This window comes from Exiguobacterium indicum HHS 31, assembly GCF_001939065.1.
Lineage (GTDB): Bacteria > Bacillota > Bacilli > Exiguobacteriales > Exiguobacteriaceae > Exiguobacterium_A > Exiguobacterium_A indicum.
Genome location: NZ_MPSZ01000003.1, coordinates 175,963 through 200,213 on the forward strand (window position 1 = coordinate 175,963; position 24,251 = coordinate 200,213).

General features: G+C 47.0%; 16 protein-coding genes and 1 riboswitch. Of the genes, 5 read left to right on the forward strand and 11 right to left on the reverse strand.

What is annotated here, in order from left to right; genetic code table 11:
• Positions 1-46: 46 nt before the first annotated feature.
• The gene (locus tag N179_RS10600) at positions 47-547 is read right to left on the reverse strand and encodes a GNAT family N-acetyltransferase (RefSeq protein WP_241492559.1); all 501 of its coding nucleotides are present in this window, start codon (positions 545-547) and stop codon (positions 47-49) included.
• An 85-nt stretch (positions 548-632) separates the two neighbouring features.
• Positions 633-1,511, reverse strand: coding sequence for a CAP domain-containing protein (locus N179_RS10605; protein ID WP_075642842.1), 879 nt, complete (start codon positions 1,509-1,511; stop codon positions 633-635).
• 348 nt (positions 1,512-1,859) lie between these two features.
• On the opposite strand from N179_RS10605, the gene N179_RS10610 reads away from it, so the two are divergent.
• Positions 1,860-2,216 (forward strand): hypothetical protein, encoded by a 357-nt coding sequence (locus tag N179_RS10610; RefSeq protein WP_050678127.1) that lies wholly within the window; start codon positions 1,860-1,862, stop codon positions 2,214-2,216.
• A gap of 95 nt (positions 2,217-2,311) precedes the next feature.
• On the opposite strand, the gene N179_RS10615 is transcribed toward N179_RS10610, so the two are convergent.
• The gene (locus N179_RS10615) at positions 2,312-5,020 is read right to left on the reverse strand and encodes a chitobiase/beta-hexosaminidase C-terminal domain-containing protein (protein WP_244150230.1); all 2,709 of its coding nucleotides are present in this window, start codon (positions 5,018-5,020) and stop codon (positions 2,312-2,314) included.
• Between the two features lie 129 nt (positions 5,021-5,149).
• Positions 5,150-5,329 carry a DUF2188 domain-containing protein gene (locus tag N179_RS10620; protein ID WP_035396111.1) on the reverse strand — a complete coding sequence of 60 codons (180 nt, stop codon included), beginning with the start codon at positions 5,327-5,329 and terminating at the stop codon, positions 5,150-5,152.
• A gap of 601 nt (positions 5,330-5,930) precedes the next feature.
• Between N179_RS10620 and N179_RS10625 the strand changes: the two genes are divergently transcribed.
• Positions 5,931-7,961, forward strand: coding sequence for a thioredoxin domain-containing protein (locus N179_RS10625; protein WP_075642843.1), 2,031 nt, complete (start codon positions 5,931-5,933; stop codon positions 7,959-7,961).
• Positions 7,962-8,161: 200 nt separating this feature from the next.
• On the forward strand, positions 8,162-11,533 hold the full coding sequence (locus tag N179_RS10630) for an SH3 domain-containing protein (RefSeq protein WP_075642844.1): 3,372 nt from the start codon (positions 8,162-8,164) through the stop codon (positions 11,531-11,533).
• A gap of 315 nt (positions 11,534-11,848) precedes the next feature.
• On the opposite strand, the gene N179_RS10635 is transcribed toward N179_RS10630, so the two are convergent.
• From N179_RS10635 to N179_RS10660, 5 genes are all read right to left on the reverse strand, one after another.
• Positions 11,849-12,937, reverse strand: a complete 1,089-nt coding sequence (locus tag N179_RS10635) for a universal stress protein (RefSeq protein WP_075642845.1) — start codon at positions 12,935-12,937, stop codon at positions 11,849-11,851.
• The gene (kdpC, locus tag N179_RS10640; RefSeq protein ID WP_075642846.1) at positions 12,934-13,455 is read right to left on the reverse strand and encodes a K(+)-transporting ATPase subunit C; all 522 of its coding nucleotides are present in this window, start codon (positions 13,453-13,455) and stop codon (positions 12,934-12,936) included. Before kdpC ends, N179_RS10635 begins: the two co-directional genes overlap by 4 nt.
• 14 nt (positions 13,456-13,469) lie before the next feature.
• Positions 13,470-15,536 (reverse strand): potassium-transporting ATPase subunit KdpB, encoded by a 2,067-nt coding sequence (gene kdpB / locus N179_RS10645; RefSeq protein WP_371811226.1) that lies wholly within the window; start codon positions 15,534-15,536, stop codon positions 13,470-13,472.
• Between the two features lie 20 nt (positions 15,537-15,556).
• Positions 15,557-17,197, reverse strand: coding sequence for a potassium-transporting ATPase subunit KdpA (gene kdpA / locus N179_RS10650; RefSeq protein ID WP_075642847.1), 1,641 nt, complete (start codon positions 17,195-17,197; stop codon positions 15,557-15,559).
• A 325-nt stretch (positions 17,198-17,522) separates the two neighbouring features.
• Positions 17,523-17,676, reverse strand: a riboswitch (cyclic di-AMP (ydaO/yuaA leader).
• 241 nt (positions 17,677-17,917) lie between these two features.
• Positions 17,918-18,112 (reverse strand): hypothetical protein, encoded by a 195-nt coding sequence (locus N179_RS10660; RefSeq protein WP_023469379.1) that lies wholly within the window; start codon positions 18,110-18,112, stop codon positions 17,918-17,920.
• A gap of 170 nt (positions 18,113-18,282) precedes the next feature.
• Here N179_RS10660 and N179_RS10665 point away from each other — a divergent pair, with 170 nt between their 5' ends.
• Positions 18,283-18,762 (forward strand): glutathione peroxidase, encoded by a 480-nt coding sequence (locus tag N179_RS10665; RefSeq protein WP_058264615.1) that lies wholly within the window; start codon positions 18,283-18,285, stop codon positions 18,760-18,762.
• A 47-nt stretch (positions 18,763-18,809) separates the two neighbouring features.
• Here N179_RS10665 and N179_RS10670 read toward each other — a convergent pair whose 3' ends face one another.
• Together N179_RS10670 and N179_RS10675 are read right to left on the reverse strand one after the other, a co-directional pair.
• A complete protein-coding gene (locus tag N179_RS10670) occupies positions 18,810-19,379 on the reverse strand; it encodes a hypothetical protein (RefSeq protein ID WP_058264614.1) in 570 nt (189 codons plus the stop codon).
• 63 nt (positions 19,380-19,442) lie between these two features.
• Entirely contained in the window at positions 19,443-20,513 is a 1,071-nt protein-coding gene (locus N179_RS10675; protein ID WP_058264613.1) for a glycerate kinase, read from the reverse strand.
• Positions 20,514-20,636: 123 nt separating this feature from the next.
• Here N179_RS10675 and N179_RS10680 point away from each other — a divergent pair, with 123 nt between their 5' ends.
• Positions 20,637-24,146 carry a CDP-glycerol glycerophosphotransferase family protein gene (locus N179_RS10680; protein ID WP_075642848.1) on the forward strand — a complete coding sequence of 1,170 codons (3,510 nt, stop codon included), beginning with the start codon at positions 20,637-20,639 and terminating at the stop codon, positions 24,144-24,146.
• The last annotated feature ends 105 nt before the right edge of the window (positions 24,147-24,251 follow it).

Consider the following 24,251-nt stretch of genomic DNA (forward strand, 5'->3'; position numbering starts at 1 on the left):
CGGAATTCAAGGAGAGATCATCTCTTTGAATTCCGGTCGTTTGGTGTTAGAACCGATACCACATCAGTTCTTCATCATGATAGGTATCATCGATTTTCAGCGCCCGTGGTTCAATCGCGTATGATTCAAAACCAAGCGACCGGTACAACGCTTTAGCAGCTTCGTTCGTCCGGACGACCGAGAGATGGACTTGCTCAATTAGAGGATGATGCTTTAATGTACGTAATGCCTCTTCTACGAGTTGTCGTCCGACCTGTTGTTTTCGGGCGCGTGGCGTGACGTACATCGCAAATACATTCGCTCGATGTCGCATCTTGAACGGCTCGGAGCAGACGATGGTGACGACACCGACGAGTTCATTTTCATGAAACGCACCAAACGTCATCGACTGTTCGCTTTCAAGACGAGTTGCGTACCGTTCGACGGATCGATCTTTTTCTGATTCATAATCAGAGCCAAATGCCTCAGGATGGTTTCGTAAGGCTTCTAATCGCAACGCTTTATAGAGTACTGCATCTTCTGGATTCAATCGACGGATTTCCAACATCCCCACCTCCTGCCTTTAGTGTAAAACACATCGCTTCATGAAAAAGAGGACGACATCGTGAAATATCGTCCTCCATTTTTCTATTTTAAGGTGTTCGGAAATTAATCGTGAAGTATGGCGCGTTACTCCGGAAAGCCACACCGATGTCAGCTTGTTTGTACTCTTTTTTCAAAATATTTTCTCGGTGCCCTTTTGAATTCATTAAGCCCCAATGTGATGCAAAGACATTCGGATAGCCCATTGATAGATTTTCACCAGCATAGCTGAACCTGATGCCTTCACGCTTCATCCGGTCGAACGGATCACGCCCTTGCGGATCCGTATGTGCGAAGAAATTATTCTTCGCCATATTTTCGCTATGACCGCGTGTCACTGGCTTCAGTGCCGTATACGGAGCCAACGTATTTAACTTGTAGTCAGCCCGTTCCCAGTTCATCAATCGTAGCATCAGCTTCTCATCCGTCGTTCGTAACGCATTCGAAGCCGTACCATAGAAACCCTTTTTCTTCGCTTCGACGTCTTTCGGAATCGACAGTGTCGCTTTCACCTTATTCCCATCATGTTGGTCGAAGAAATAGGTGACGTAATTCCCCTTCTTCTCATAGACGGCTGCATGATCCAGGTTCAACATGTAGTTCGTGTTGCCTTTACGGTAGGATTTCACTGCGGTCCATCCTTTTTTCTTCAGCGATGATTCCGTATCCTTGTTCAAGACTGCCCCTTGCGTTGTTATACCATTTTTAAATCGGTACTTTCCGTATTCCTTACCGTCCTTCGTCAACGATACGAATTCTTCGCTGGACGTCCGCCTGACTTCCCAGTCGTAACCTGGATATTCACTGCTATATCGATCAATCAGCTTGCCGCCACTTTTCGGATAATCGGCTTCTGCCTGTTCCATTGGAATGTTCTCGTAGCCGAAAAAAGCTACTGCTGCTACTCCGACGATCAACCATTTTTTCATATCTTCGTTTCGCCTCCTTTAATCATTACCTTTATTTTAAAAGAAAATGATTCTTTCGAACAGTCATTGGCTCTTAATTGTCTAAATCACATTTTCCGTTCACAAATTAGACACGTTTTATGAGAACGTTCTCATATTATTAAAATGCTTTCGTTAAGAGGATTCTTAAAAGTATTTAGTACATATACTAAACCATCTTTCCCTTTTCTTAAAATGTGTGAACATTCTTTTATTTCATCATTCGAGATTTTTGATTGCTCTCGGAATTCTTACTCGGTATCATTAGAATTCGTAAGCCAAACTTTCAATGCTTTTCCAAATAACATAATGATATGAAGGAGTTGACCTATGGTTTTACTGTATTTCATTTATGAATCCATTGCTTTTTTACCGATTCAACAATACTTATTTTCCGGCTGGATGATTCTTGTCGCGTTGACCGTATCGTTTAGCTTGGCTAATGCACATGAAGATGTTCGACTCAATCAACGGCTCGGTTTCGAGTTGCTTGTTCCTGGATCAGGTATGCTACTTTCTAAGAAATTCATTCCTGGTCTTGCTATCATCCTGTTCTTAATCTTGATCCACTTCACTTATATGTTCCGCGTCATTCCTCTACCGATTGCTTTAATTTCGACGCTCTCGATCAGCACCCTCTCACTTCTTTCGCTTTTAATTCCAGCACGCAAAAAAGCGGACCGCTAAGTCCGCTTTCAAAAAAACAACGGACCTTCTTCGTCAAAAAGGTCCGTTGTCATATTATTGATAGTTTTTCGTTTCTTGTAATTTATAGCCGTTCGCTAATTCAAGCCACAGCGTTTTACCTTTTTCGTTTTCACTTGGATGGTTGGATTGTCTTGTGATACACGAAGAGCGAGAAGATCTCCTTGCTGATCGGCATGTGTTTCTCCGACCTTCTCCCATTTCGAACCTACTTGACGTTCAATGAAGATATGTTTTCCTTTTTGAACAGCACGCCAGTTTCCGACTTCTGCTGTTCCTTTGACCGGTACGGCCGTCTCTGCACCTTGAATCGAGATAATCGCTGGGTCGTGATCACTCGCGCTACCGTCTGCTTCCATATACTCTGAGTTGATGTTGACGATATCCGACGACGTATACGACTTCAAGTTGTTCGAGATTAAGATATGGTCGAGCACTTGAGCGTTTCCGTTATAGACATACGAGTACCGCTCTGATTCCGGCAGATCGTCAACTGTGTTCCACAAGTTATCGCCTTTTAAGATATCAAGCGTCTTCGAGAACTGGAAGTCGTTTAAGTCACCGAGTACGACGACGTTCGAGCCTTTGACTTCCGTCTTCAATTCAGAGACAAAATCTTGGACGATATTCGCAATCGCATGACGCTGGACTTCACTTTTACGCACGACCGGTTGGTTCTTACCGAAGTCAGCTCCGTCGCCACCTTTTGAGTTAAAGTGGTTGACGATGACATGGTACGAATCACCATTGAAGAGGAATTCAGCGACGAGCGGTTTCCGTGAACTCGCGAAGTTCGGATCCGTCGGTTGGATACGACCCGGGTTTTTCGTTAACTTACCATTTTCCACCGTAACGGCTTCCGTCGCGCCACCTTTTTCACCTGGTGCGAGCGATACACGTGCTGGATTGTAGAGGAATCCGACACGAATGTTTCCGCCTGGCTGTCCACCGTCTTTCTTATCTTCTGGTGCGATGTCCGTATAGGCATAGCGGACACCTGTTTTTGCTTCGATTGCTGCAATCAATGTCTCGAATGATTTTGATGCGTCGACTGTTCCGCTATCCGTCGCACCATCATTATCCTGCATCTCTGTCAAACCGACGATATCCGGCGTCTTCAGGAATGTCGCGATGCCTTCTGAGACACGATCGACTTTTCCAGCGTCTGCCGTTGAGGCGAAATTCTCGACGTTGTACGAAGCAACCGTCAAGCGTGATTCCCCCGTCTTGATGTTCGTCGGTTGACGCTCCACTTCGCTCGTGACGAGTTTCGGAAGGTCCGCTGCTTTGGCGAGTACTTTATAAGCCGAATAGTTATAGCTCATGACGCCTTCGATTGTTCCATCGAATGTATCACCAGCTTTCGCACGGTACGACGAGCTGCCCATCTCGACAAATAGACGTTCTGGGTTGACATTATCCTTCGTCAGGATTGGTGTGCCACGTTTTGTGTAGACCTTGTTTGCGTCTGTTTGTGTCCGAACTGGGATTGTTCGGTTTGCTTGCGGCCCTGTGACGATTGCGTTCGGTAAAGCGACACGCATACCTTCTAAGCTTTCGTATAAGTCAATCGCATCTTCTTCTGGATCAAACTGGGCGAAGGAATCATTGTCGACGACTTGCGTCGGAATCAAGACCCCTTTATCACCAAGAACGATACTTGCTGGTAAGCCTTCATTAAGCGCACCCTTCACGAGATTGACCGTACTGATTTCCGTGACAGCAAGGTCTGTATCTGCTTTATCGCTGTATCCGCCAAGTAACCACTCTTTGACATATCCTGTCGTCGCGATCTGTTGTCCAATAGCAGCACCATGGTTTTTCGCATAGACGAGAATCCCTTCTGATGTCCGGCTGTCGTTATCTGGATTTGGATCCTGCATGTAGAAGTTGTTCGCATCGACGACGTACGTGACGACACCTGTCGTCCGGACGAGCTGGTCGGCATATGGTGATGTATGCGCAATACCTTGGATGTTGCTGATTTTCGTGATTTGTGGTGCGATATAGTACTTGAATGTCGAAACCGCTGACGTTTTACCGTCCTTGACGGCAACTGCTTGAATCGTCACTTCATCGTTGATCGTAATCGGTGACGTGTACACCGGACTGTCGACAGTCGGTGTCGTGCCATCGACCGTATAATGGATTGTTCCTTCACCTGACAATGTCACTTGATCTCCACGTTCGACTTCACCGACCGGAGAAGCTGTAGGTGCTGCAAGAACGTCGCCCGCTTCTGTCTGATGACTGCCGAGATTCGTCAGTGTATCAACCGGGAAGCTCGTCCACTGTGATGGTTCGTACGTTTTAGCACCTGATGTGACGCTAGATTTCCGGACAAGTGTCGTATCTTTTGCGAAATCCGTCGATGAACCGAGTGGTCCGATGATATCAAGAACGACATCACCCTTTTTCAATGCGATCGGATCATTCCCGTTGAAGTTCAATGATCCCGTCGTCAATTGTGCTTTTGCTTTGATATCTGCATTCGCACTCGAGTTCGCGATGACGAACGTCTTCCCTGGATCCACTTTCCCCGATAGTGTGATTTTCGCTTCTGACGGTCCACCGTTCGTATATTGAACGAGTGTATAGTCTGCTAAATCAATGATTTGCCCCGACCCATTGTATAGCTCGATTGCCTTATTATTACTTGTTCCTTCTATGTATTCAGACAAGATGACGCCTTCGCCTTCTGCCCCGACAAGACCCGCTTGTGGAAGGATTCCTGCTGTTAATACTCCGGCCAATGCCCACTTTCCAAACGTACTGCCGTATTTCATGATGAGACCCCCTATTGAATTTTCTGACACTTCTTCATAATATCAGATTATATTCTCAATAGTGTATATTTTTCGTAAAAAAAGATACCATCCTTCGTAAATGAAAGAAATGGTATCGCTTACAACTTTTTATTGTTCGTCTTTGTGACTTTCGTACCATTTTTCAGCTTGCGATGTCGCGATCGGAATGGCGCGCCCCTCTTCATAGCCATCTTTTAATAACGCGTTCGCGATTTCGATCGCTTTCTTTCGAAGCGGCGGATCAAAGTTCTTGAATGACTCCGGATAGTCGTTCTCATTCCATGGCATGTCGTCACCCCCCTTCTTTTAGCATTACCCGAAAAAAGGCACAAAAAAAACGCCTCATCAGCGTGTCGTTGTTTTTGGTTGTCATGAGAATCGAGGATTACAGGTGATCAAAACACCTGAAACGACGAAAGCCCTACCTCTCTTTCGTTGTTACGGCTCCTTGGCCGCGCCAGCTGAATCAAGCATTTTAGCAAGAATCGTGATGCGTCTGCAACGGACGCATGATACTGGGATTTTTAGAAATAGCTCGGGAATGAGCGGAAAAGTATCGATTGGAAGGTTTATCTTGCTGGGTCAACTTCTCCTCGTAGTATGAAGAAGGACAAAATAAAAGCGATGACTTATGTCTGACTCATTTGTCAGTAGCGGTCTAAAAATCCTGACCTGTCGATTTAATTGTATGATATGGATTGAAGATTCTCACATGAGTGATCATCCCCGATTCATGACTTATATTAATCTATCACACTTTCTTTTATAAAGTCAATCTTTCTTTTTAAAAATCGTTTTCTCCTGTCTCAGAATTGGAGTTGCACCTGCCGTAAAAGCCGAGTATCGTGAAGAGGACTTATTATTATAGAAGAAACGAGGGAAATCCATCATGTCGAATCGACTTATCCATGAAACGAGTCCCTACCTATTGCAACATGCTCACCAGCCTGTCGATTGGTACCCGTGGGGCGAAGACGCCTTCACTGCCGCTCGAGAAAGCGGCAAGCCGATTTTTTTATCGATTGGTTATTCGACGTGCCATTGGTGCCATGTGCTGTCTCATGAGAGCTTCGAAGATGAAGAAACGGCACGACTCTTGAACGAACGCTACATCGCAATCAAGGTCGACCGGGAAGAACGTCCTGACATTGACCATGTCTACATGACGGCGGCTCAAGTCATGAACGGACAAGGTGGCTGGCCACTGAGCGTCTTCATGACAGCGGACCAGCAACCATTTTACATCGGCACGTATTTTCCGAAGACGCCTCAGTTCAACCGCCCGAGTTTTCGTCAGGTGACGCTTCAGCTCAGCGAGCAATTCCGCCGTTCACCAGAAAAAATCGCACAAGTCGGTCAGAACATGTCGCAAACGCTTCGCGACGTATTGCAGCCTACGACGTCTACCCATACTTGGAATGAATCCATCATTCACGAGACCTTTGATCAAGCGATGTGCCAATTTGACCGTCAACACGGTGGATTCGGCGAGGCACCGAAGTTTCCGTCGCCAGCCCTGCTTCGTTTCTTGCTTGATTATTATCAATTCGCGGAAGACGAAACAGCGCTCCATATGGTCATGCGTTCATTAATCGCGATGCGTGACGGCGGGATGACCGATCAAGTCGGCTACGGTCTGTTCCGCTATACGGTCGATGCCGAGTGGCAGATTCCTCATTTCGAGAAGATGCTGTACGACAATGCTTGGTTTGCAACCCTATGTATCGAGACGTATCAAGTGACCGGGCAAATCCGCTTCCGACGTTACGCGGAAGAAGTACTGACATTCGTAGAGCGTGAGTTGTCTGCACCGGACGGCACCTTCTACGCCGCCTTGGATGCGGATAATGAAGGGGGCGAAGGACATTATTATACGTTCACGGCAGCTGAACTGACCGACTTACTCGGACCAGACACACTGTTCCCGCGCTTTTACCATGCCTCCCAGTCCGGGAACTTCGAAGGAAGGAATGTCTTTTACCGGACAGGACAAACACTCGAGATGTTCGCACGTGAAATGCACTTGTCACCTGCTGAGACAGCGGCGCAACTCGAACGCGAGCGACAAACTCTTCTTCGTGCGCGAAGTGAACGCCCGCGACCATTTTGTGATGATAAGCGCCTGACATCGTGGAACGCGATGATGATCTCGACGTTCGCTAAAGCCGGTCGTGTCTTTGGTGAACCGCATTATACACATGTCGCCACGCGTGCGATGACATCACTCGAGCGATTCGTCCGCACGGAGAATCAACTTGCTGTTCATTACCGAGACGGACAAGCAACCGGACACGGATTCCTCGATGACTATGCATATTTGATCGATGCACATCTTGAACTATTCCAATCAACACGACGGGCGCTTCATCTAAAGGAAGCTTTAGCATTCGCAGATGTGCTACAGGACCAGTTTCAAACAGCAGATGGTTATTTTTATCTGACGTCGTCACGCTCCGATGAGCTACTCGTTCGTCCACTCGATCTGTATGATGGCGTCACACCTGCTGGAAATAGTATTGCCTTAAACGCCTTCTTCACGCTCAGTCGTCTGACTGGTCGTCTCGTTTATCAGGAAAGTGCCGAACGGGCGCTCGCAGCTTTAATCGAAGAAGTCGAGCAACAACCGACCGGATTCGCCTCACTTGTCGGTACCTTCACCTACCGGCAGATGGAACCGAAGGAATTGATTATCTTGATTCCAGAAAACGTAGACATCCCGGTCGAAATCGATCAACTGCAACAGATGCGCTTGCCGGAAGTCGCCTTGTTAATTGGTACGAAGCGTGACCTTTTGCCGCACGTCTCTTTGCTCGCGGATTATCCAGAACCAGAAGAGCCAACGGCGTATCTCTGTCATGATTTTACTTGTGAACGCCCGACGACGAATTTAACAGAAATCCTCGCACGTCTCACTATCTGATCCTATTCCCTCTTGTTTAAACAAACAGGAGGGTTTTTCAAAAAACTAAATCCCTTTTTTCAAAAAAACCCAATATTTTCTTCATAAAAATCCGATATGGTCGATAGTAGGAATAGGCATAAGTACGTACACCTTAGACCAGACATCCTAGAAGCCGATTCCGTCCGCTTGGACGAATATCTACTAGGAGGAAAGATACTTTGAATACGACATCCATCTCGAAACCTTTGAAGGTGTTCGCGAGTCTTCTTATCGTGTTTAGCATCATTCTATCATCTCTACCGATAGTGAACGCAGCAACAACGAAAGTAACGGCTTATCGTCTATCGGCAGATACGGATCTGTATGATAAGACGACATCTTCACGGAAACGCTTGTTGACGATCAAGACCGGAACGGTCGTTTCATCCGCATATGATGCCGGAAGCTACAAAAAAGTAACATATGGCGGAAAAACGGGATATGTCGCTTCAAAATATTTAGTGTTGTATGAGAAAAAGCAAACGATCTCTGGACAACGCTATATCGTCTCTACGAATACGGCGATTAAAAATGCGGCACGCACGACAGCAACGACAATTGGTACCTTGCAAAGTAAAGATGTGTATTATACGACACAACGGATTACCGATCCATACGGCAAAACGTGGTATCGCCTGAACTACGCAGGAAAAACAGGATATGTCCCATCTGGTGCCACTCCTGTTTCCTATCAGAAGATTGCGAACGAAACATCACGTACGACGGATACCTACACGCTACATACTTATGCAGGAACGGGTTATCCAAAAGTCGAATCGATTCCAGTTGGGACAAACGTTGAAGTAGTCGGAAAAATCGACGGCTGGTATAGCGTTCGTCACGGCAAAAATAGTGGATACATGCACCGTGACGCTTTTTTACAAGTCTCTAAACAAAGTGTCAAAACGATTCCTACTACACGTGTTCTCTTGAAGAAATCCGTCGAAATCAAAGCATCTGCCTCTTCGACGAGTAAAACGATTGCTTCTTTAAAAACAGGCGATGCGTATTACACGACGACACTTGCAACGGATTCTCGAGGTAGCACGTGGCACAAAATTAAAAAAGACGGTCAAACCGGTTATCTTTTAGCGAATCAAGGAACGATCGTGAATTATGAAAGCCTGAAGAACGTCTCTTTCGTCACAACAGCTAAAACGACACTTCGCTCTTATGCAGGCAGTTCGTATGCAGGAATCAAGTCGATTCCGGCCGGTGCGAAACCGCTCGTCTCTGGTCGAATCGGTACATGGTATCGTGTCACGTACGATGGTGTAACAGGATATGCGTCGGCTTCGACGTTTAAGACAGCAGCCCTCGTCCAAACCATTTCAGGTACACGTTTCGCCGTCACATCATCCACCGATATCTTAGTCGCTCCTGAAGCAGATGCGTTTAAAATCGCTACGCTTCAAGAGGGTGATATCTATTACACGACACGTCTCGTCACACTTGGTTCTAAAAAATGGTATCAGATCAAAAAAGACGGAAAGACCGGTTACATCGCTTACGGAACAGGAGAAAAAGTCTCCTATCAAGCGGATGCCGTGACGATGAAAACAACCGACGCTACAGGATTAAAGTCTTATGCTGGCGTATCTTACGCTTCCATCAAGTCTATCCCAAGCGGTACGAAGTTATCCGTAACAGGGGCTATCAATGAGTGGTACCGTGTGACGTATGCAGGAAAAATCGGATATGTTCATCAGGATGATTTGAACGAATATATCGTAACGTCTACGATCTCAGCAGCGCGTTATGTATTAAATACATCCATCGACGTCAAAACGACGTATCAGGCGGATGCCGATACATGGAAGACGCTAAAAAGCGGAGATGTCTATTACACGACGCGCCTTGTCACGAACGGTCACGGTCAGTCGTGGCATCGTATTTCAGTAGACGGGAAAACAGGATATATCCGAGCGAATCAAGGAAGTCCGATTTCATACCGTAAGATTTCAGCCCATCGCTATAAGACGGTACAAACGACTTCTCTGAAGTCATATGCTGGTCCGACATACAGCGAAGTCTCATCGCTTACGAAAGGAACAGTCGTACAAGTGAATGGTTCAATCGGGACATGGATGAACGTAAGTGTTAATGGAAAAACAGGGTATATCGATGGCGCTCTTTTAACACCTTATACAGAAACAAAAAAGATTAGTGGCGCTCGTTTCCTCGCGAACGAGAACTTAATCATTCGAAATTCACCTTTAGAAGAAGCAACAGCACTTACGACACTAGCTAAAGGAAACGTCTACTACACGACTTCACTGATTACGTCACATACGAATAAACAGTGGCATAAAGTAACGATCAATGGAAAAACAGGGTATGTCGATACGAACGCATCTACAAGTAAGATTGACTATGTATCGAAAGATTCGTTATACGTCCGAGCTACAAGTCCTACTCCACTTCGCTCGTATGTCGGAAGTTCCTATCAAGTCGTGACGACGATTCCTTCGAACGTCGTCGTCAACGTCACCGGACAAATCGGCCAATGGTATAAGATTTCCTATCAAGGTAAATCAGGCTATGCGTATAATGGAACACTTGTAACGACATCTTCAAAACTAAATGTCTACAACTCCATTGCGACACCGTATACATTTGATAACTTCATCAGCACTCAAATGAAGTTAAATCCTTCACCTCAAACCGATTTGTATAAAAATAAGATGATGTATGTCAGCTCGATGTATGTTCGATTCGGTGGATCAGAAGACCCAGTCAATGGTACACTCGCGACCGTATCGTCAACGACACCACTCAACATCCGATCGGGTGCGGCGACGGATAGCCATATTTATGGACAATTCCAGCCGAAACAGATGATTAAGGTCTATCAACGAATCGGTGATTTCTATACGACGTATCCGCGTGTTTACACGTCTTCCACTGGATACTGGACACTCGGTTGGTTGAATGCACTCGAGTCCGATGTCCGGAACGTCGCTGACCCATTAAAAGTCAGCCGCTCTTCAAAGGAATTCTTCCAATTCCTTGATTTATCGAAGACGACAGGCGCATCTGCCGCAACATTAGATAAGATCATCAGTACAAAAGGCATCTTTGGTAAATGTACGACTGGAAGCTGTGGACAAGCATTCATCGACGCTGGTACAGCCTTTTCCGTCAACGAAATCTACTTGATCTCCCACGCGCTACTTGAGACAGGAAATGGAACGTCAACTTTAGCGAATGGCGTCATGTGGAATGGAAAAATGGTCTACAACATGTACGGCATCGGTGCTATCGATTCAGATCCAATCAACGGTGGAGCAAGAACAGCTTACGAAAAAGGATGGTTCACACCGGAAGCAGCCATCATGGGTGGAGCCGAATTTATTGGAACCCAATATATTCACCATGCATACAATCAAAACACACTCTATAAAATGCGCTGGAACCCAATGAATCCTGGTCGTCATCAATATGCGACAGACATGGGATGGGCAGCGAAACAAACGACTCGCATCTATGATTTATATCAACAAATGGATAGCTATACAGCTGTCTTCGATATTCCAGTCTTCGCTCGTTGAGGAAACGATGAAGCCGAGTCTTTAAATCATTGAAATGATTCCAACAAAAAAGGAAAGACCGTTCTGGTGACTTCACTGGAACGGTCTTTCCTTTTTGATTGATGTAGAACGAAAAATGTCATCCTCCACTCCTACAGGATCAGAAAGCGCGCTCGGCGCTTTCGTCAGGGTTAGGTAAGACCCGGCAGACCGCATCAAATGCAGGGATGCCGCGGCTTACCTCCCGCCCTGAGGACAGGGAGAATGACCGACTCGTTCGTCTTGTGAAACGACAAACTTCGAAGAGAACCCCTGCATTTACGCGGAAGGGCTCCCCTAGCGTTCCATGTCATCGGCAACGATTTGAATATCAATCCCGCGGACATGACGCATGATTTCATTGATGATTGATCCGCGCCGAATTTCCTGCCAACGGGTCCGTGCGGATTGACCGAGGACGATTTGAGTGATGCGATGATGCTTGGCAGCTGCCGTGATCGCTTGGGCGATCGAGCGCTCGCCTTGGATTCGGATTAGAACTTCTGCTCCGAACAAGGAACCACTCTCGCGTACCATCGCTAAGACTTCTTTCTGTTTCGCATTCAATTGATTTTCCGCTGCCGGTAAAATCGTTAGGACATACAGTTCTGCCTTCAATCTACTTGCCATGCGAAAGCCGCGATAGATCAACTTCCGCGCGTTGTCGTTGAGCTGGATACAGACGAGAATTCGTTCTTGTAGCGACGCCGGATCTTTTTCGATCAGCAAACGTGATTGATAGACTTGATCGTCGACTTCGTCCGCGACCTGACGCAGCGATAGCTCACGTAAGCTCGCAAGATTCTGAAGCGAGAAGAACGAATTCAAGCTCTGTTCAATCTTTTCTTTTTTGTAGATCTTTCCTTGCTCGAGTCGTTCCCGTAACGTCTGTGGTGTGACATCGACGAGTAGAATCTCATCGGCTTCCCCGAGAAACGGATCCGGGATGCGTTCCCGCACTTCGACACCCGTCACTTCCTTGACTTTAAAGAGCAAGCTTTCGAAATGCTGGATGTTGACGGCCGAATAGACATTAATTCCTGCTTCAAGAAGTGCTTCGACATCTTGATAGCGTTTCTTTCGTACCGATCCTGGCGCATTCGTATGCGCCAGTTCATCGATCAGAACGATATCGGGGCGACGGGCAATGATCGCGTCCACGTTCACCTCGGGGAATGTCTTGTCCTTGTAGACGACTTCAAGTAGCGGGACTTGTTCGAGTTGCCCGACCATCTCCGCCGTCTCTTTTCGACCGTGTGTCTCAATCAGACCGATGACGACATCCTTGCCTTCAAGCGTCAATGTTCGTGCATCGGCAAGCATCTTATACGTCTTTCCGACACCAGGAGCTGAGCCGATGTACAGCTTCAGCTTTCCTCGTGTCATGACTTACTCCGATCAAGGGCTAAGTTCAAACGCAGGACGTTGACGTAATCATGTGTTTCTGCTTCCTTCGTGATCAACTTCCGTACTTCTTCACGCGACAGGTCGCGCGCGGTTGCGATACGCTTCGCCTGAACCAAAGCATAATCGACTGAGATGTGCGGATCGAAGCCAGAACCGGATGTCACGAGGGCATCGTCCGGAAGCGAAGCGCCGTCCACTTGGTTCTGTTTCTGTAATTCCGCCATCTTCGTGCCAAGCTCCGGGTTCGATGCTGCTAGGTTATCCCCAGCAGACGCTCCCGCTAATTGATCGACCGCTGATGGACGTCCGTGAAAATACTGTTTCGACGTGAACGGCTGGGCAATCAATTCCGATCCGATGAATTTTCCGTTTTCTTGTACTAAAGAACCTTCAGCTTTATCCGGTACGAGTAGTTGACCGAACAGAGTCAATAAAGCGGGAAAGACGATCCCGCATAACGCCGTGACGAAGACCGTCACACGAATGGCTTGTTTCATGATTCGTTTTCTCCTTAGAGGATGCTTGCAAGCAAGACATCGATGATTTTAATCCCAATGAATGGAACGACGACACCGCCAAGACCGTAGATCAGCAAGTTACGACCGAGTAATTGATCCGCCGTCATCGGTTTGTAGGTAACCCCCCGCATCGCGAGTGGAATCAACATCGGAATAATGATCGCATTAAAGATCAAGGCAGACAAGATCGCACTCGTCGGTGAATCAAGACGCATGATATTGAGTACTTCCATCTGCGGGATTGCGACCATGAACATTGCTGGGATGATCGCGAAATATTTCGCGACATCGTTTGCGATCGAGAACGTCGTCAAGGCACCCCGTGTCATCAAGAGCTGTTTCCCGATTTCGACGACTTCGATGATTTTCGTCGGGTTCGAATCGAGATCGATCATGTTCGCCGCTTCTTTTGCGGCTTGCGTTCCGCTGTTCATCGCGAGTCCAACATCGGCTTGAGCGAGCGCTGGTGCATCATTCGTTCCGTCTCCCGTCATCGCGACGAGGTGACCAGCTGCTTGTTCCTGCTGAATGACACGAATCTTATCTTCCGGCTTACATTCGGCGACGAAATCATCGACGCCTGCTTCGCGAGCAATCGTTGCTGCCGTCAATGGGTTGTCACCCGTACACATGACCGTTTTGATACCCATCTCACGCAACCGATCGAATCGTTCGCGCATGCCCGGTTTCACCGTATCTTTTAAATAGATGACGCCAAGGATCGTTGCATCGATCGCAACGACGAGTGGTGTGCCACCAAGACGAGAGACCGCATCTACTTTCTCTTGCAAATCATTCGGAATGGTTCCACCTTGTTCCTTGACCCATTCTTGAATCGCTTGCCCCGCCCCTTTCCGTACACGGCGACCATCTCTTAAATCGAGTCCGGACATCCGTGTCTCTGCGCGGAACGGTACGATCTCTGCATCATCTAACCAATGTTGTTCAACAGGCATCGCGCGAAGTTCAGCGAGTTCAAGAACGGAACGTCCTTCTGGTGTCTCATCAGCGAGTGAGGCGAGGATTGCCCCCTCAAACGCCTGCTCGGCAGTGCGTCCGCCGACCGGCGTGATTTCCGACGCCATCCGGTTACCGAACGTGATTGTTCCTGTTTTGTCCAAGATGATCGTTTGGATATCGCCTGCTGCTTCGACCGCCTTCCCGCTCATCGCGATGACGTTGAAGCGGGTAACGCGGTCCATCCCGGCGATTCCGATTGCTGACAGTAAGCCACCGATCGTCGTCGGGATCAAACAGACGAGTAAGGCGATCAAGATCGGACCTGATAGATCAAATCCAAGGTAGTTCGTAAAGACCGGTAATGTCATGACGACAAGTAAGAAAATCAATGTCAAGCTCGTCAAGAGCGTTGATAACGCGAGTTCGTTTGGTGTCTTTTGACGACTTGCGCCTTCGACGAGGGCAATCATCTGATCGAGGAATGATTCACCCGGATTGCTCGTGATTCGAACTTCGATCTCGTCACTGACGACGAGTGTTCCACCGATGACCGAGGAGAAATCACCGCCCGCTTCCTTGATGACCGGTGCGGATTCACCCGTGATCGCTGATTCATCAATCGAAGCAAGTCCTTTGATGATTTCACCGTCACCCGGTACATACTCCCCTGCTCGGACGAAGACGATATCGCCTTTGCGGAGTGTCGCCGACGAGACACTTTGAATCAGTTGTCCGACACGTTTACGTGCCATGACATCTGCTTTTGACGCTTTCAATGAGTCCGCCTGGGCTTTCCCGCGTCCTTCCGCGATCGATTCCGCGAAGTTCGCGAACAAGACCGTCAGGAAAAGGATGATACTGACCGTTAAGTTAAAGCCACGCATCTCATCAATGAAGATCGTATAGCCGATTGCAAGCAAGCAGCCGATCCAGACGACGAACATGATCGGTTGTTTGACCATATTAACGGGATTCAATTTTTTAAAGGCATCGATCGTCGCTTGACGCGCGATCGAGCCACTGATTGCTGATTTGGATTGGTGTTCCGGCTCCCCGTTCGGTTGGTGTTCCTCGGGCGTCGGATGCATGATTCGTTCCATCATATGCTTTTATCTCCTGTTCACATCGTCAGCCAATCCGCGACCGGTCCAAGTACGAGCACTGGCAAGAATGTCAATGCACCGACGAGTACGACCGTACCGAGGAAGACTGTTCCGAAGAGTGGTGTGTCTGTCTTAAACGAAAATTCATCTTGCGGAACCGATTGCTTCGCTTTAAGCGAACCTACGATTGCAAGCATCAAGATCAATGGGATGTAGCGTCCGAAGAACAACGCGAATGATGTCGAGACGTTCCAGTAGACGTTTGCGTCGCCGAGTCCTTCAAAACCGGATCCGTTGTTCGCTGTCGCGGACGTGAACTCATACAAGACTTGCGACAGTCCGTGATAACCTGGGTTCGAGATGCCGGCGACGCCTGGTGCGACGTACATCGAGATCGCCGTTCCGACGAGAATCAGGAAGGGCGGCACGAGTAGCGCGATCGCGATCATCTTCACTTCGAACGTCTCGATTTTCTTCCCGAGGAACGTCGGTGTCCGACCGATCAAGAGACCTGTCAGAAAGACTGCGACAAAGGCGTAAAGCAAAACGTTCAGGAATCCTGCACCTGCTCCACCGTAAACGACGTTGAGCATCATATTGCCGAGTTGGATCAATCCTGCGAGCGGATGCAGTGAGTCGTGCATCGCGTTGACCGCACCAGTTTCAGCTGCCGTCGTAATTGAACTGTAGAGCGCCGTTCCGATTTGACCAAATCGTAATTCCTGACCATGCGCTGTTGGATTCGCAAGTAAGCTCCCTGCCATCCCGACCGTCATCATGATGAAGAGAAGCGTCATGACACTAAGGAACAGTCGCCCTTGTTTCGCTGAACCGATGATTTTACCGTATGCAATCGGAAGTGACATCGGAATCAGCAACATCAAGAACATCTGGATGAAGTTGACGAACTGGTTCGGGTTTTCAAACGGATGCGCTCCGTTGGCACCAAAGAAACCACCACCATTGTTTCCGAGCTGTTTGATGACTTCAAAAGCAGCGACTGGTCCGCGGTAGATCAACTGTTTTGCTCCTTCGAGCGTCGTGACGCTGACTGCTCCTCCAAATGTCTGCGGTACACCGAGTAGGATCATCGCTAAACCGAAGACGAACGAAATCGGTAAGAGAATTCGGAAGATGAAGCGGAAGAAGTCGGCATAGAAGTTACCGAGTGGTTTGTTCGCAAGACCACGAATGACAGCGATACAGACCGTGAATGCCATCGTCGGAGCGACGAATAACATCGTTCCGAGGACGAACGTTTGCGAGAGATACGAGAGTGCCTCACCCGAATAGTGTTGTTGATCGGTATTCGTCATGAAGCTGATCGTCGTATGAAGCGCCGTCGACCAGTCGAGATTCACAGCACCGTTCGGATTCAAGGGTAGACTGCCTTGGAAACGAAGTAGCAAATAACCACCGATGAAGAAGAACATATTTACAAGCAACAAACTTTTCGAATAGCCGACCCACGATTGATCGTGTTTCTTTTCATCGACGCCGAGTAACAACAGGAGTCGTCGTTCGACCTTACCGATTTTATCGACCCGACGCTCTGCGACAGGTGCGAAGTATACTCCAATGTAGCGACCAAGCAAGACCGCCGCGCAAAGTGCGATGACGAGAAGGATCCAAAATTGGATCATGAATTGAGTCCACATGTTTTTCTTTTCTCCCTATGCGATTAGAATTTTTCTGGATACATCAGACAATAACCGAGATACAAGAAGACGAGGCAGCCCGTCGCTAGTAAAAACCATGTCATTTGCGGTCACCTGCTCTCCACTGGACGCGTTCGATCAGATGAATCATCCCGAACGTCGTACCGAAGAAGAAGGCAAGCAATACGATACTCCACAGCTCTCCCATTATGAAATTACCTCCATATTATTCAATATTTTTACAATTAAACACGACAAAAAGACGATGTGAGGCGAAAAACGGCCCCAGCATCGCCTTTATACCTTGGCATACTGAAAAAGAGTCGTTCCCTCCTAAAAACGCCTGCGAGGTTAGCTGTCGGATTCGGGCATACCTAGGATTTCGCCCTACCTTTCCCGTTCGGAAAGGATTCACCCCGTGTCACGTGTCGTGACGGTTGGGTCCCCCGCTTCAATCATGAATTCGGCGTACTTTGAGATCGAAGCATTAACATGTTAGTGTTCGTTGATGAGATGGATATTACTCCGATTTTTTAGAGTTGTAAATAGAAAAGTTGAAAAAAAAATAGTCTGATTTTTTAATGACTTACTTTCGAAAAATAGTGTTTTTCGTCCCTATGCTATAGAAGAAAAAAAACCGCAGAAATCGATTCCTTCATCTAAAATGGAGGAGCTCCATTTCAGTGAGAATCGTTCCGCAGTTTCATGAACAAACAACGATTATGATTGCTGATTCATTTTGGCATGGACCGTCAAAGGAGCTAGCATCGTCACCCATAGGGCAACCACTCCAGAAACAAGAATCACAATATCGCGTTCGAATCCAAGCGTCAGTAACGTGATACAACTTCCGACCAGGACGAGACAAAGCGTCGCGATCATGACGAACCGCGATTGTTTCAACATTTTTCTCATGTGGCATCTCTCCTTTCCTTCCATATTCCTTTTCATCGTAACAAAGATTCGTCGAAAAAGCGTCGCTGACACTCGATTGTGATGTTTCTGTCATCTCATAAGTAACGAGAGAAGACGACGAGAAAACGGATTTGTTACACTGTAGAAGTACTTAAAAAGGGGGAATCGATATGTTACAAGATCATTCATTTCAACGCGTCGACGGAACGTCGGCATCTTTAACTGACTACCCAGCTCAAGCATGGCTGATCGTCAATACAGCCAGTAAATGTGGCTTGACGCCGCAGTTCGAAGGACTCGAGCAATTGCATCAAGACTATCGTTCGCAAGGATTGACCGTACTTGGTTTCCCATGTAATCAGTTTGCGAACCAAGACCCGGGAACGGACGAGGAGATTCAGTCGTTCTGCCAAATCAACTACGGCGTGACGTTCCCCGTCTTTTCAAAAATCGATGTCAACGGTGAGCAAGCACATCCGCTGTTTGAGGAATTAAAAGCACAAGCACCAACGACAGACGGTGCAACAGACATTGAGTGGAATTTCACGAAATTCCTCGTGACCCGTGATGGAGAAGTGACACGGTTCTCTCCAAAAACGAACCCGACGGATTTGACGGCAGCGATCGAACGATTGCTCGTTCAAGTCTAAAAAAATAAGCTTCCCTCCTTCTCTCTTGAAGGAACGGAAGCTTATTTTCATGTTGTCCCCGGCTCAAGACGACGACTGATCATCTCTTCTGCCAATCGTTTGACGTCATCGATATCGCGCATTTCCGTGAACGGATGCCCCCAGACGATCAGCTCTTCGATTTCTTCAATCGGTTGCGTCGTATAGCGTGTACCATCGGCAACGAACTCTTGCGCGATCGTTGATTCAAAGGCAGCGTATTTCAGAAGCCATGGTTTCTCGCTCAAGATTTTTTGCGCATGTTTCGCTTGCTTGAACGCAATATCGCCGACGAGGACGACCGGATCGAATCGTTCATGGAGCGGATGCGTATATTGAACAGAGATCAGCAATCCATGTTGGTTCGTTTTTTCTTGTTGCCGGACATACGTCCGAGTTAAAAAGTGCGGTACGAGCGACTCCGCACTCTCCTTCGTCTGATGGATGCTCAGACCATGCTCCGTTTGGACGACTTCCGGGAGAACTGGTTCGTATCCACGGTTTGCTAATTGTTGATCGAGCTCTTTGAACAACAGCAGAGTATGTTCGACCAGTGCTCGGACTTGGCGAAACGATAATTGAATCGATTGATTGATCATACGATGACCTACCTTCTCTAAAAGTATGGCAATATACAGTTATTTACCCAAACTTTTCCGACTTCATCCCTGTTCCCGTGAAAGTTCTTTTAGCCAGATCGAGGCCTGCTCTGTTAAGCGAGCAAACGTCTGCTCTTTGTCTAACGTAACGGGTCGGTCGATATGAATCGATCGACAATCCAGCGCACCGGGTATCTTTTCTTCGACGATACCCGCAAGAATAAGACATGGAACTTGAGCAATTCCAGCAGATCGCACGATTTCTCCTGTTATTTTCCCTAATTGACTTTGGCGATCGACTTTCCCTTCACCAGTCCAGACATAATCTGCTTTCCGTAATCGTTCCTCGCATCCTAAATACGCGAGGATGGACTGGGCACCCGACACGATCGTTCCCCCGACAGCATGAATCGCACCACCCAGTCCCCCTGCGGCTCCTGCACCTTGAATATTTTCTAGCTTGAGAATCGTTTCCATTTCTTTCAATCGTTGATCTAAACATTCAATCTCATTTCGTCGTAACCCTTTTTGGGGTCCAAATAGATACGCTGGACCGTCTTGACCAGAGTAATGGGAACGAACATCTACCAATGCCTCCAACGAAAATGGAGCGTCTATACATGCCAGCCGTCGCGTCTCGACTAGCGGATTCGTGTGAAACCGAATCGGACGATCTTCCGCATCTCGTAAAGAACATCCCATTTCATGTAAAAAACCAAGCCCGCCATCTGTCGTTCCTGTTCCTCCAAGAGCGACTCGAATCTTTGTCATGCCTTTTCGGCGTAACGTCTGGACGAGATGACCGACTCCTTTCGTGTGTAACAAAAATGGATCGTCTGTTTCATGTCTCATCGATAGTCCGCATATCTGTGCGACTTCAATGACGGCTTCCTGTTCATGTTGCGCATACATCACTTCACAAGGGCGTCCGGCTAAATCCACCGTCCACTCCGTCCGTATCTCATAGCCACCTGCCGCATACACAGCTAGTGTTCCTTCTCCTCCATCAGCAACAGGCGATTGATCGATGATCGCGGATGGATCCTGTTGAAGAATACCTGCAGCGACCGCCTCTGCCGCTTCTTTTGAAGCGAGACTTCCTTTGAACGTGTCCATTAAAATCAAATGACGCATTCTTCACACCTTCTTTATAAGTTAATCCGACTTTTTCTGTAACCACTTACATTTACTTTTATGGTATGTTATTGTGTGTCGAAAATACCATTTACTTCTTTTTACATTTTAGGAGGTTTTGTTATGAATGTATCACATCTGTTTTTGAGAATGGCACGGTCCGGTAAAACGATCTTACCGAAACGCTCTTCTTCTAAAGAACGGAAGACTAGCAAACAGCAGATCTCTCTTATGTCAGATGAACATGCTTTATCCTTATCGGGTCATCTGACCGATCCGGATTTAGTCGTCGAGTCCCTTTGTATTTATGACCGGAATCAGCTCCTCGTCACGGAGCTCGTGAATCATCAAGCACGTTCAACCTTTTTCCGATTCGAATTCAATCCATCCCATATTCACCTTCTGATCGACCACCTCATTCAGCATCAAGACACTCACCTAGAACAAGAAGATTTTTTAGAAGAATCAGCTCTTACACCTGAGACGTTACTGCCTCATGGTCGATTTTCCCTATATCTCAAATATCGTAAACCGCTTGCGGCCATTCCACCGGAAACACTTGAGAAGTGGCAAGAGAGCGGTCTTCCTTCGCGATCGACCATTACTAATGAGTCATATGTACGAGAAATTACATTAGGTCGTTTCTTACGTACTACTATTCCTTCACCACTCTCGCCTCTTTTTGATGAAGCGAAGCAACATCGCGTCTTTTTATACACAGACTTGAAAGGAAACATCCGATTATTGCTCAACAAGGAACCCGTCATTAAGTCACGGCTTCAGATTGATCGGATCGATAAAAAACACTCTCACGAAACACATATCGAAGGGAAACTTTTTTCACGTCATTCTTTTTTAAAGAAAGGACAGCTCATCCTCGTCCATCGTGAAACCGGAGATCGGATCGCACTGCCTGTTGATTGGTTCTATGATCAAGAGGCAAGTCAACGTCGGTTTGGTCTATATCGCTATACGTATCGCACACAGATTGATTGGTCCGCCTTACAATCGGAGCGTCTTCTCCATGAAGGCATCTACGATAGCTTCATGGAACTGACCTACTACCATCGTCTGATCCCTCGCCTCGTCCGACTCGGAAGAGCTCGTTACATCACACGTCATCTCACAACGGAACTTACTGGGCGCAACGCGACACATACGATGCATGTCACACCTTATTTCACTGTCGGTCATCGGAACCTCTCGTTTGAATTAAGTGCGTTCACGAACGAAAATTATCGTTACCTTGAGCATATGATGACGTTTGCCCCTCTCTATCGTCTCTTTGCTGACCGAAGAACATGGTTGATCGGGGAAAGACCTTATAAAGCACAAGATAACGGGTATCACTTTTTCCGGTTCATGCGCGAGCAACATGCAGAACATCCTGCTTACTACGTGATTGATCCAAATTCACCTGAGTATGATAAGGTCGCGATTCTTGGAAATACCTTGCCTTTCCGTTCGAAAGAACATATTTATCATTCGTTCATGGCAAGTAAATTCGTTGGAACCCATCATGCCGACTATCTTTATCCCCTTCGCTCACCGCGATTCAAGCGAAAAATGAAAGCCGACCGGATCTTCATTCAACATGGAGTACTGGGCGCTAAAAATATGGAGAATCAGTACGGCAAATTCGCATTATCGTTCGATACCGATCTCTTTTTAGTGAGTTCTGAACGGGAACGTCGATTGGTCATGCAGGATATGGGCTATCGTCAAGACGAGATTCGAATTACGGGGCTCTCACGCTTCGACGCCCTCTTGAACGGTGACACGCCCGTCAAACGGCAAATCTTGATCATTCCGACGTGGCGTTCGTGGTTGCAAACACCTATTCAGTTCTTGGAATCGGACTATTTCGCACAGTACTCCGCTCTTTTAGAACACCCGCGCCTCCATGAACTCGCACACGACCATGATTTGGAGATTCTGTTCTGTCTACATCCGAATATGCAACAGTACGCGAGCCATTTCGAGCGTTTCCCAGTGACCGTCATCTATCAAGGTGAACGGGATGTCCAAAGTTTGTTGAAGGAGAGTCTCTTACTCATTACAGACTACTCGAGCGTCGCCTTTGATTTTAGTTTCTTAGGACGACCGGTTCACTATTTCCAATTCGATGCTCGCAGATTCATCGGTCCGGTCGGTTCGCACCTTGATTTAGCGAAAGAGTTACCCGGTCCCATCTCGACTACAGTCGATGATTTAATCGCTGACCTCGAAGCGACGGCCTCACGTGATTTTGCGATGCTTCCGTCTTACAAGGAGCGGGCTGCGGTCTTCTTAAAACCAACAGAACAGTCTTATTCCGAAGATATCTACCAAACGATTCTTGATTACAAACAGCAGCGCCATGTTTGGGAAACGATACAAACAAAAGAAGCATCACTCGTGTTATTCCGACTTTTCCGTCGGAGTCGCTTCTATTTCCCAATCATGAAAATCAGCTATCGCTTGATGAAAAAATTACCGGTACAAGAAAATAAAATCGTGTTCGAGAGCGGGCTCGGTAAACAGTACGGTGATAGTCCCCGTTATATCTATGAAGAATTGCGTCGCCTCGGCAGCACCCATCAAGTCATCTGGGTGCATAATAAACGACTCTATCTCGGGGATGATCATGTTAACGTCATCAAACGTCTTTCACCTCGCTACTTTTATCATTTAGCGACGGCCAAGTATTGGGTGAACAATCAAAATTTCCCTCATTACATGACCCGTCGTAAAGAAACGACCTATATTCAAACATGGCACGGCACACCACTGAAAAAGATGTTATTCGATTTAGAGGAAATTCATGGTCGAGACGCCGGGTATGTCGACCGCGTCACCCGTTCGATCCAACAATGGAGTGTGCTTCTTTCGCCGAGTAGTTATGCGACAGCGATTTTTAAAAGTGCTTTCCAGTATGAAGGAACGATCCTTGAATCCGGCTATCCACGTAATGACTTATTCTTTGCAGATGCTACGAAAAAGGTCGACGACTTGCGTGCACAACTGAACATTTCGCCGGATAAGAAGGTCATTTTATATGCTCCTACGTTCCGAGATCATCATGCATTAGGAAACGGAAAATTTTTCTTTGATTACCCGTTCGAATTCAGTCGTGTCGCTGAAGCACTAGGGGATGACTATGTATTCCTCATTCGGACCCATGTACTCGTGACGAAAAAACCGAAAATTCCAAGTGAGTATCGAGAACAGTTCCTCGATGTCACCAACTATCCCGACATCCAAGAACTCTATTTATTAACTGATTTATTGATCACTGACTATTCATCCGTCTTTTTTGATTTCGCCAATCTTAATCGTCCAGTCCTGTTCTATGCTTATGACCTAGAGCTCTATCGCGATACGTTGCGCGGTTTCTACTTGGACTATCAAAAGGACTTACCTGGTCCGATCATTGAAGAGGAACTGTCCTTTTACGAGGCACTGGCGACGATTCCGTCTTGGTCGAAGGATTATCAAATAAAGCTCGATCATTTTCGGGAAACGTTCTGTGCGAAAGAGGATGGACTTGCCGCTAATCGCGTAGTACGCACCTACTTCTTGGATGATGCTCCACTCGAAGCGTCCGAGACAGCGGAAGGAATCTTCGTAACGGATCCGTTGAAAAGTACGTAAATGAAACAGTAAAGAACTCATCCATTATCAAGCTGGATGAGTTCTTTTTCATGCTTTGATTACGTTTTCAATTAATGATAAGATGGAAATGATTTCAATAAATAA

What these genes read in the sequence shown, in the direction of transcription:
- N179_RS10635 (WP_075642845.1), bottom strand. Translation starts at nt 12,937, where the DNA reads ATGACACGAGGAAAGCTGAAGCTGTACATCGGCTCAGCTCCTGGTGTC.
- N179_RS10600 (WP_241492559.1), bottom strand. Translation starts at nt 547, where the DNA reads ATGTTGGAAATCCGTCGATTGAATCCAGAAGATGCAGTACTCTATAAA.
- kdpA (WP_075642847.1), bottom strand. Translation starts at nt 17,197, where the DNA reads ATGTGGACTCAATTCATGATCCAATTTTGGATCCTTCTCGTCATCGCA.
- N179_RS10615 (WP_244150230.1), bottom strand. Translation starts at nt 5,020, where the DNA reads ATGAAATACGGCAGTACGTTTGGAAAGTGGGCATTGGCCGGAGTATTA.
- N179_RS10665 (WP_058264615.1), top strand. Translation starts at nt 18,283, where the DNA reads ATGTTACAAGATCATTCATTTCAACGCGTCGACGGAACGTCGGCATCT.
- kdpC (WP_075642846.1), bottom strand. Translation starts at nt 13,455, where the DNA reads ATGAAACAAGCCATTCGTGTGACGGTCTTCGTCACGGCGTTATGCGGG.
- N179_RS10605 (WP_075642842.1), bottom strand. Translation starts at nt 1,511, where the DNA reads ATGAAAAAATGGTTGATCGTCGGAGTAGCAGCAGTAGCTTTTTTCGGC.
- N179_RS10660 (WP_023469379.1), bottom strand. Translation starts at nt 18,112, where the DNA reads ATGAGAAAAATGTTGAAACAATCGCGGTTCGTCATGATCGCGACGCTT.
- N179_RS10670 (WP_058264614.1), bottom strand. Translation starts at nt 19,379, where the DNA reads ATGATCAATCAATCGATTCAATTATCGTTTCGCCAAGTCCGAGCACTG.
- N179_RS10620 (WP_035396111.1), bottom strand. Translation starts at nt 5,329, where the DNA reads ATGCCATGGAATGAGAACGACTATCCGGAGTCATTCAAGAACTTTGAT.
- kdpB (WP_371811226.1), bottom strand. Translation starts at nt 15,536, where the DNA reads ATGGAACGAATCATGCATCCGACGCCCGAGGAACACCAACCGAACGGG.
- N179_RS10625 (WP_075642843.1), top strand. Translation starts at nt 5,931, where the DNA reads ATGTCGAATCGACTTATCCATGAAACGAGTCCCTACCTATTGCAACAT.
- N179_RS10610 (WP_050678127.1), top strand. Translation starts at nt 1,860, where the DNA reads ATGGTTTTACTGTATTTCATTTATGAATCCATTGCTTTTTTACCGATT.
- N179_RS10675 (WP_058264613.1), bottom strand. Translation starts at nt 20,513, where the DNA reads ATGCGTCATTTGATTTTAATGGACACGTTCAAAGGAAGTCTCGCTTCA.
- N179_RS10680 (WP_075642848.1), top strand. Translation starts at nt 20,637, where the DNA reads ATGAATGTATCACATCTGTTTTTGAGAATGGCACGGTCCGGTAAAACG.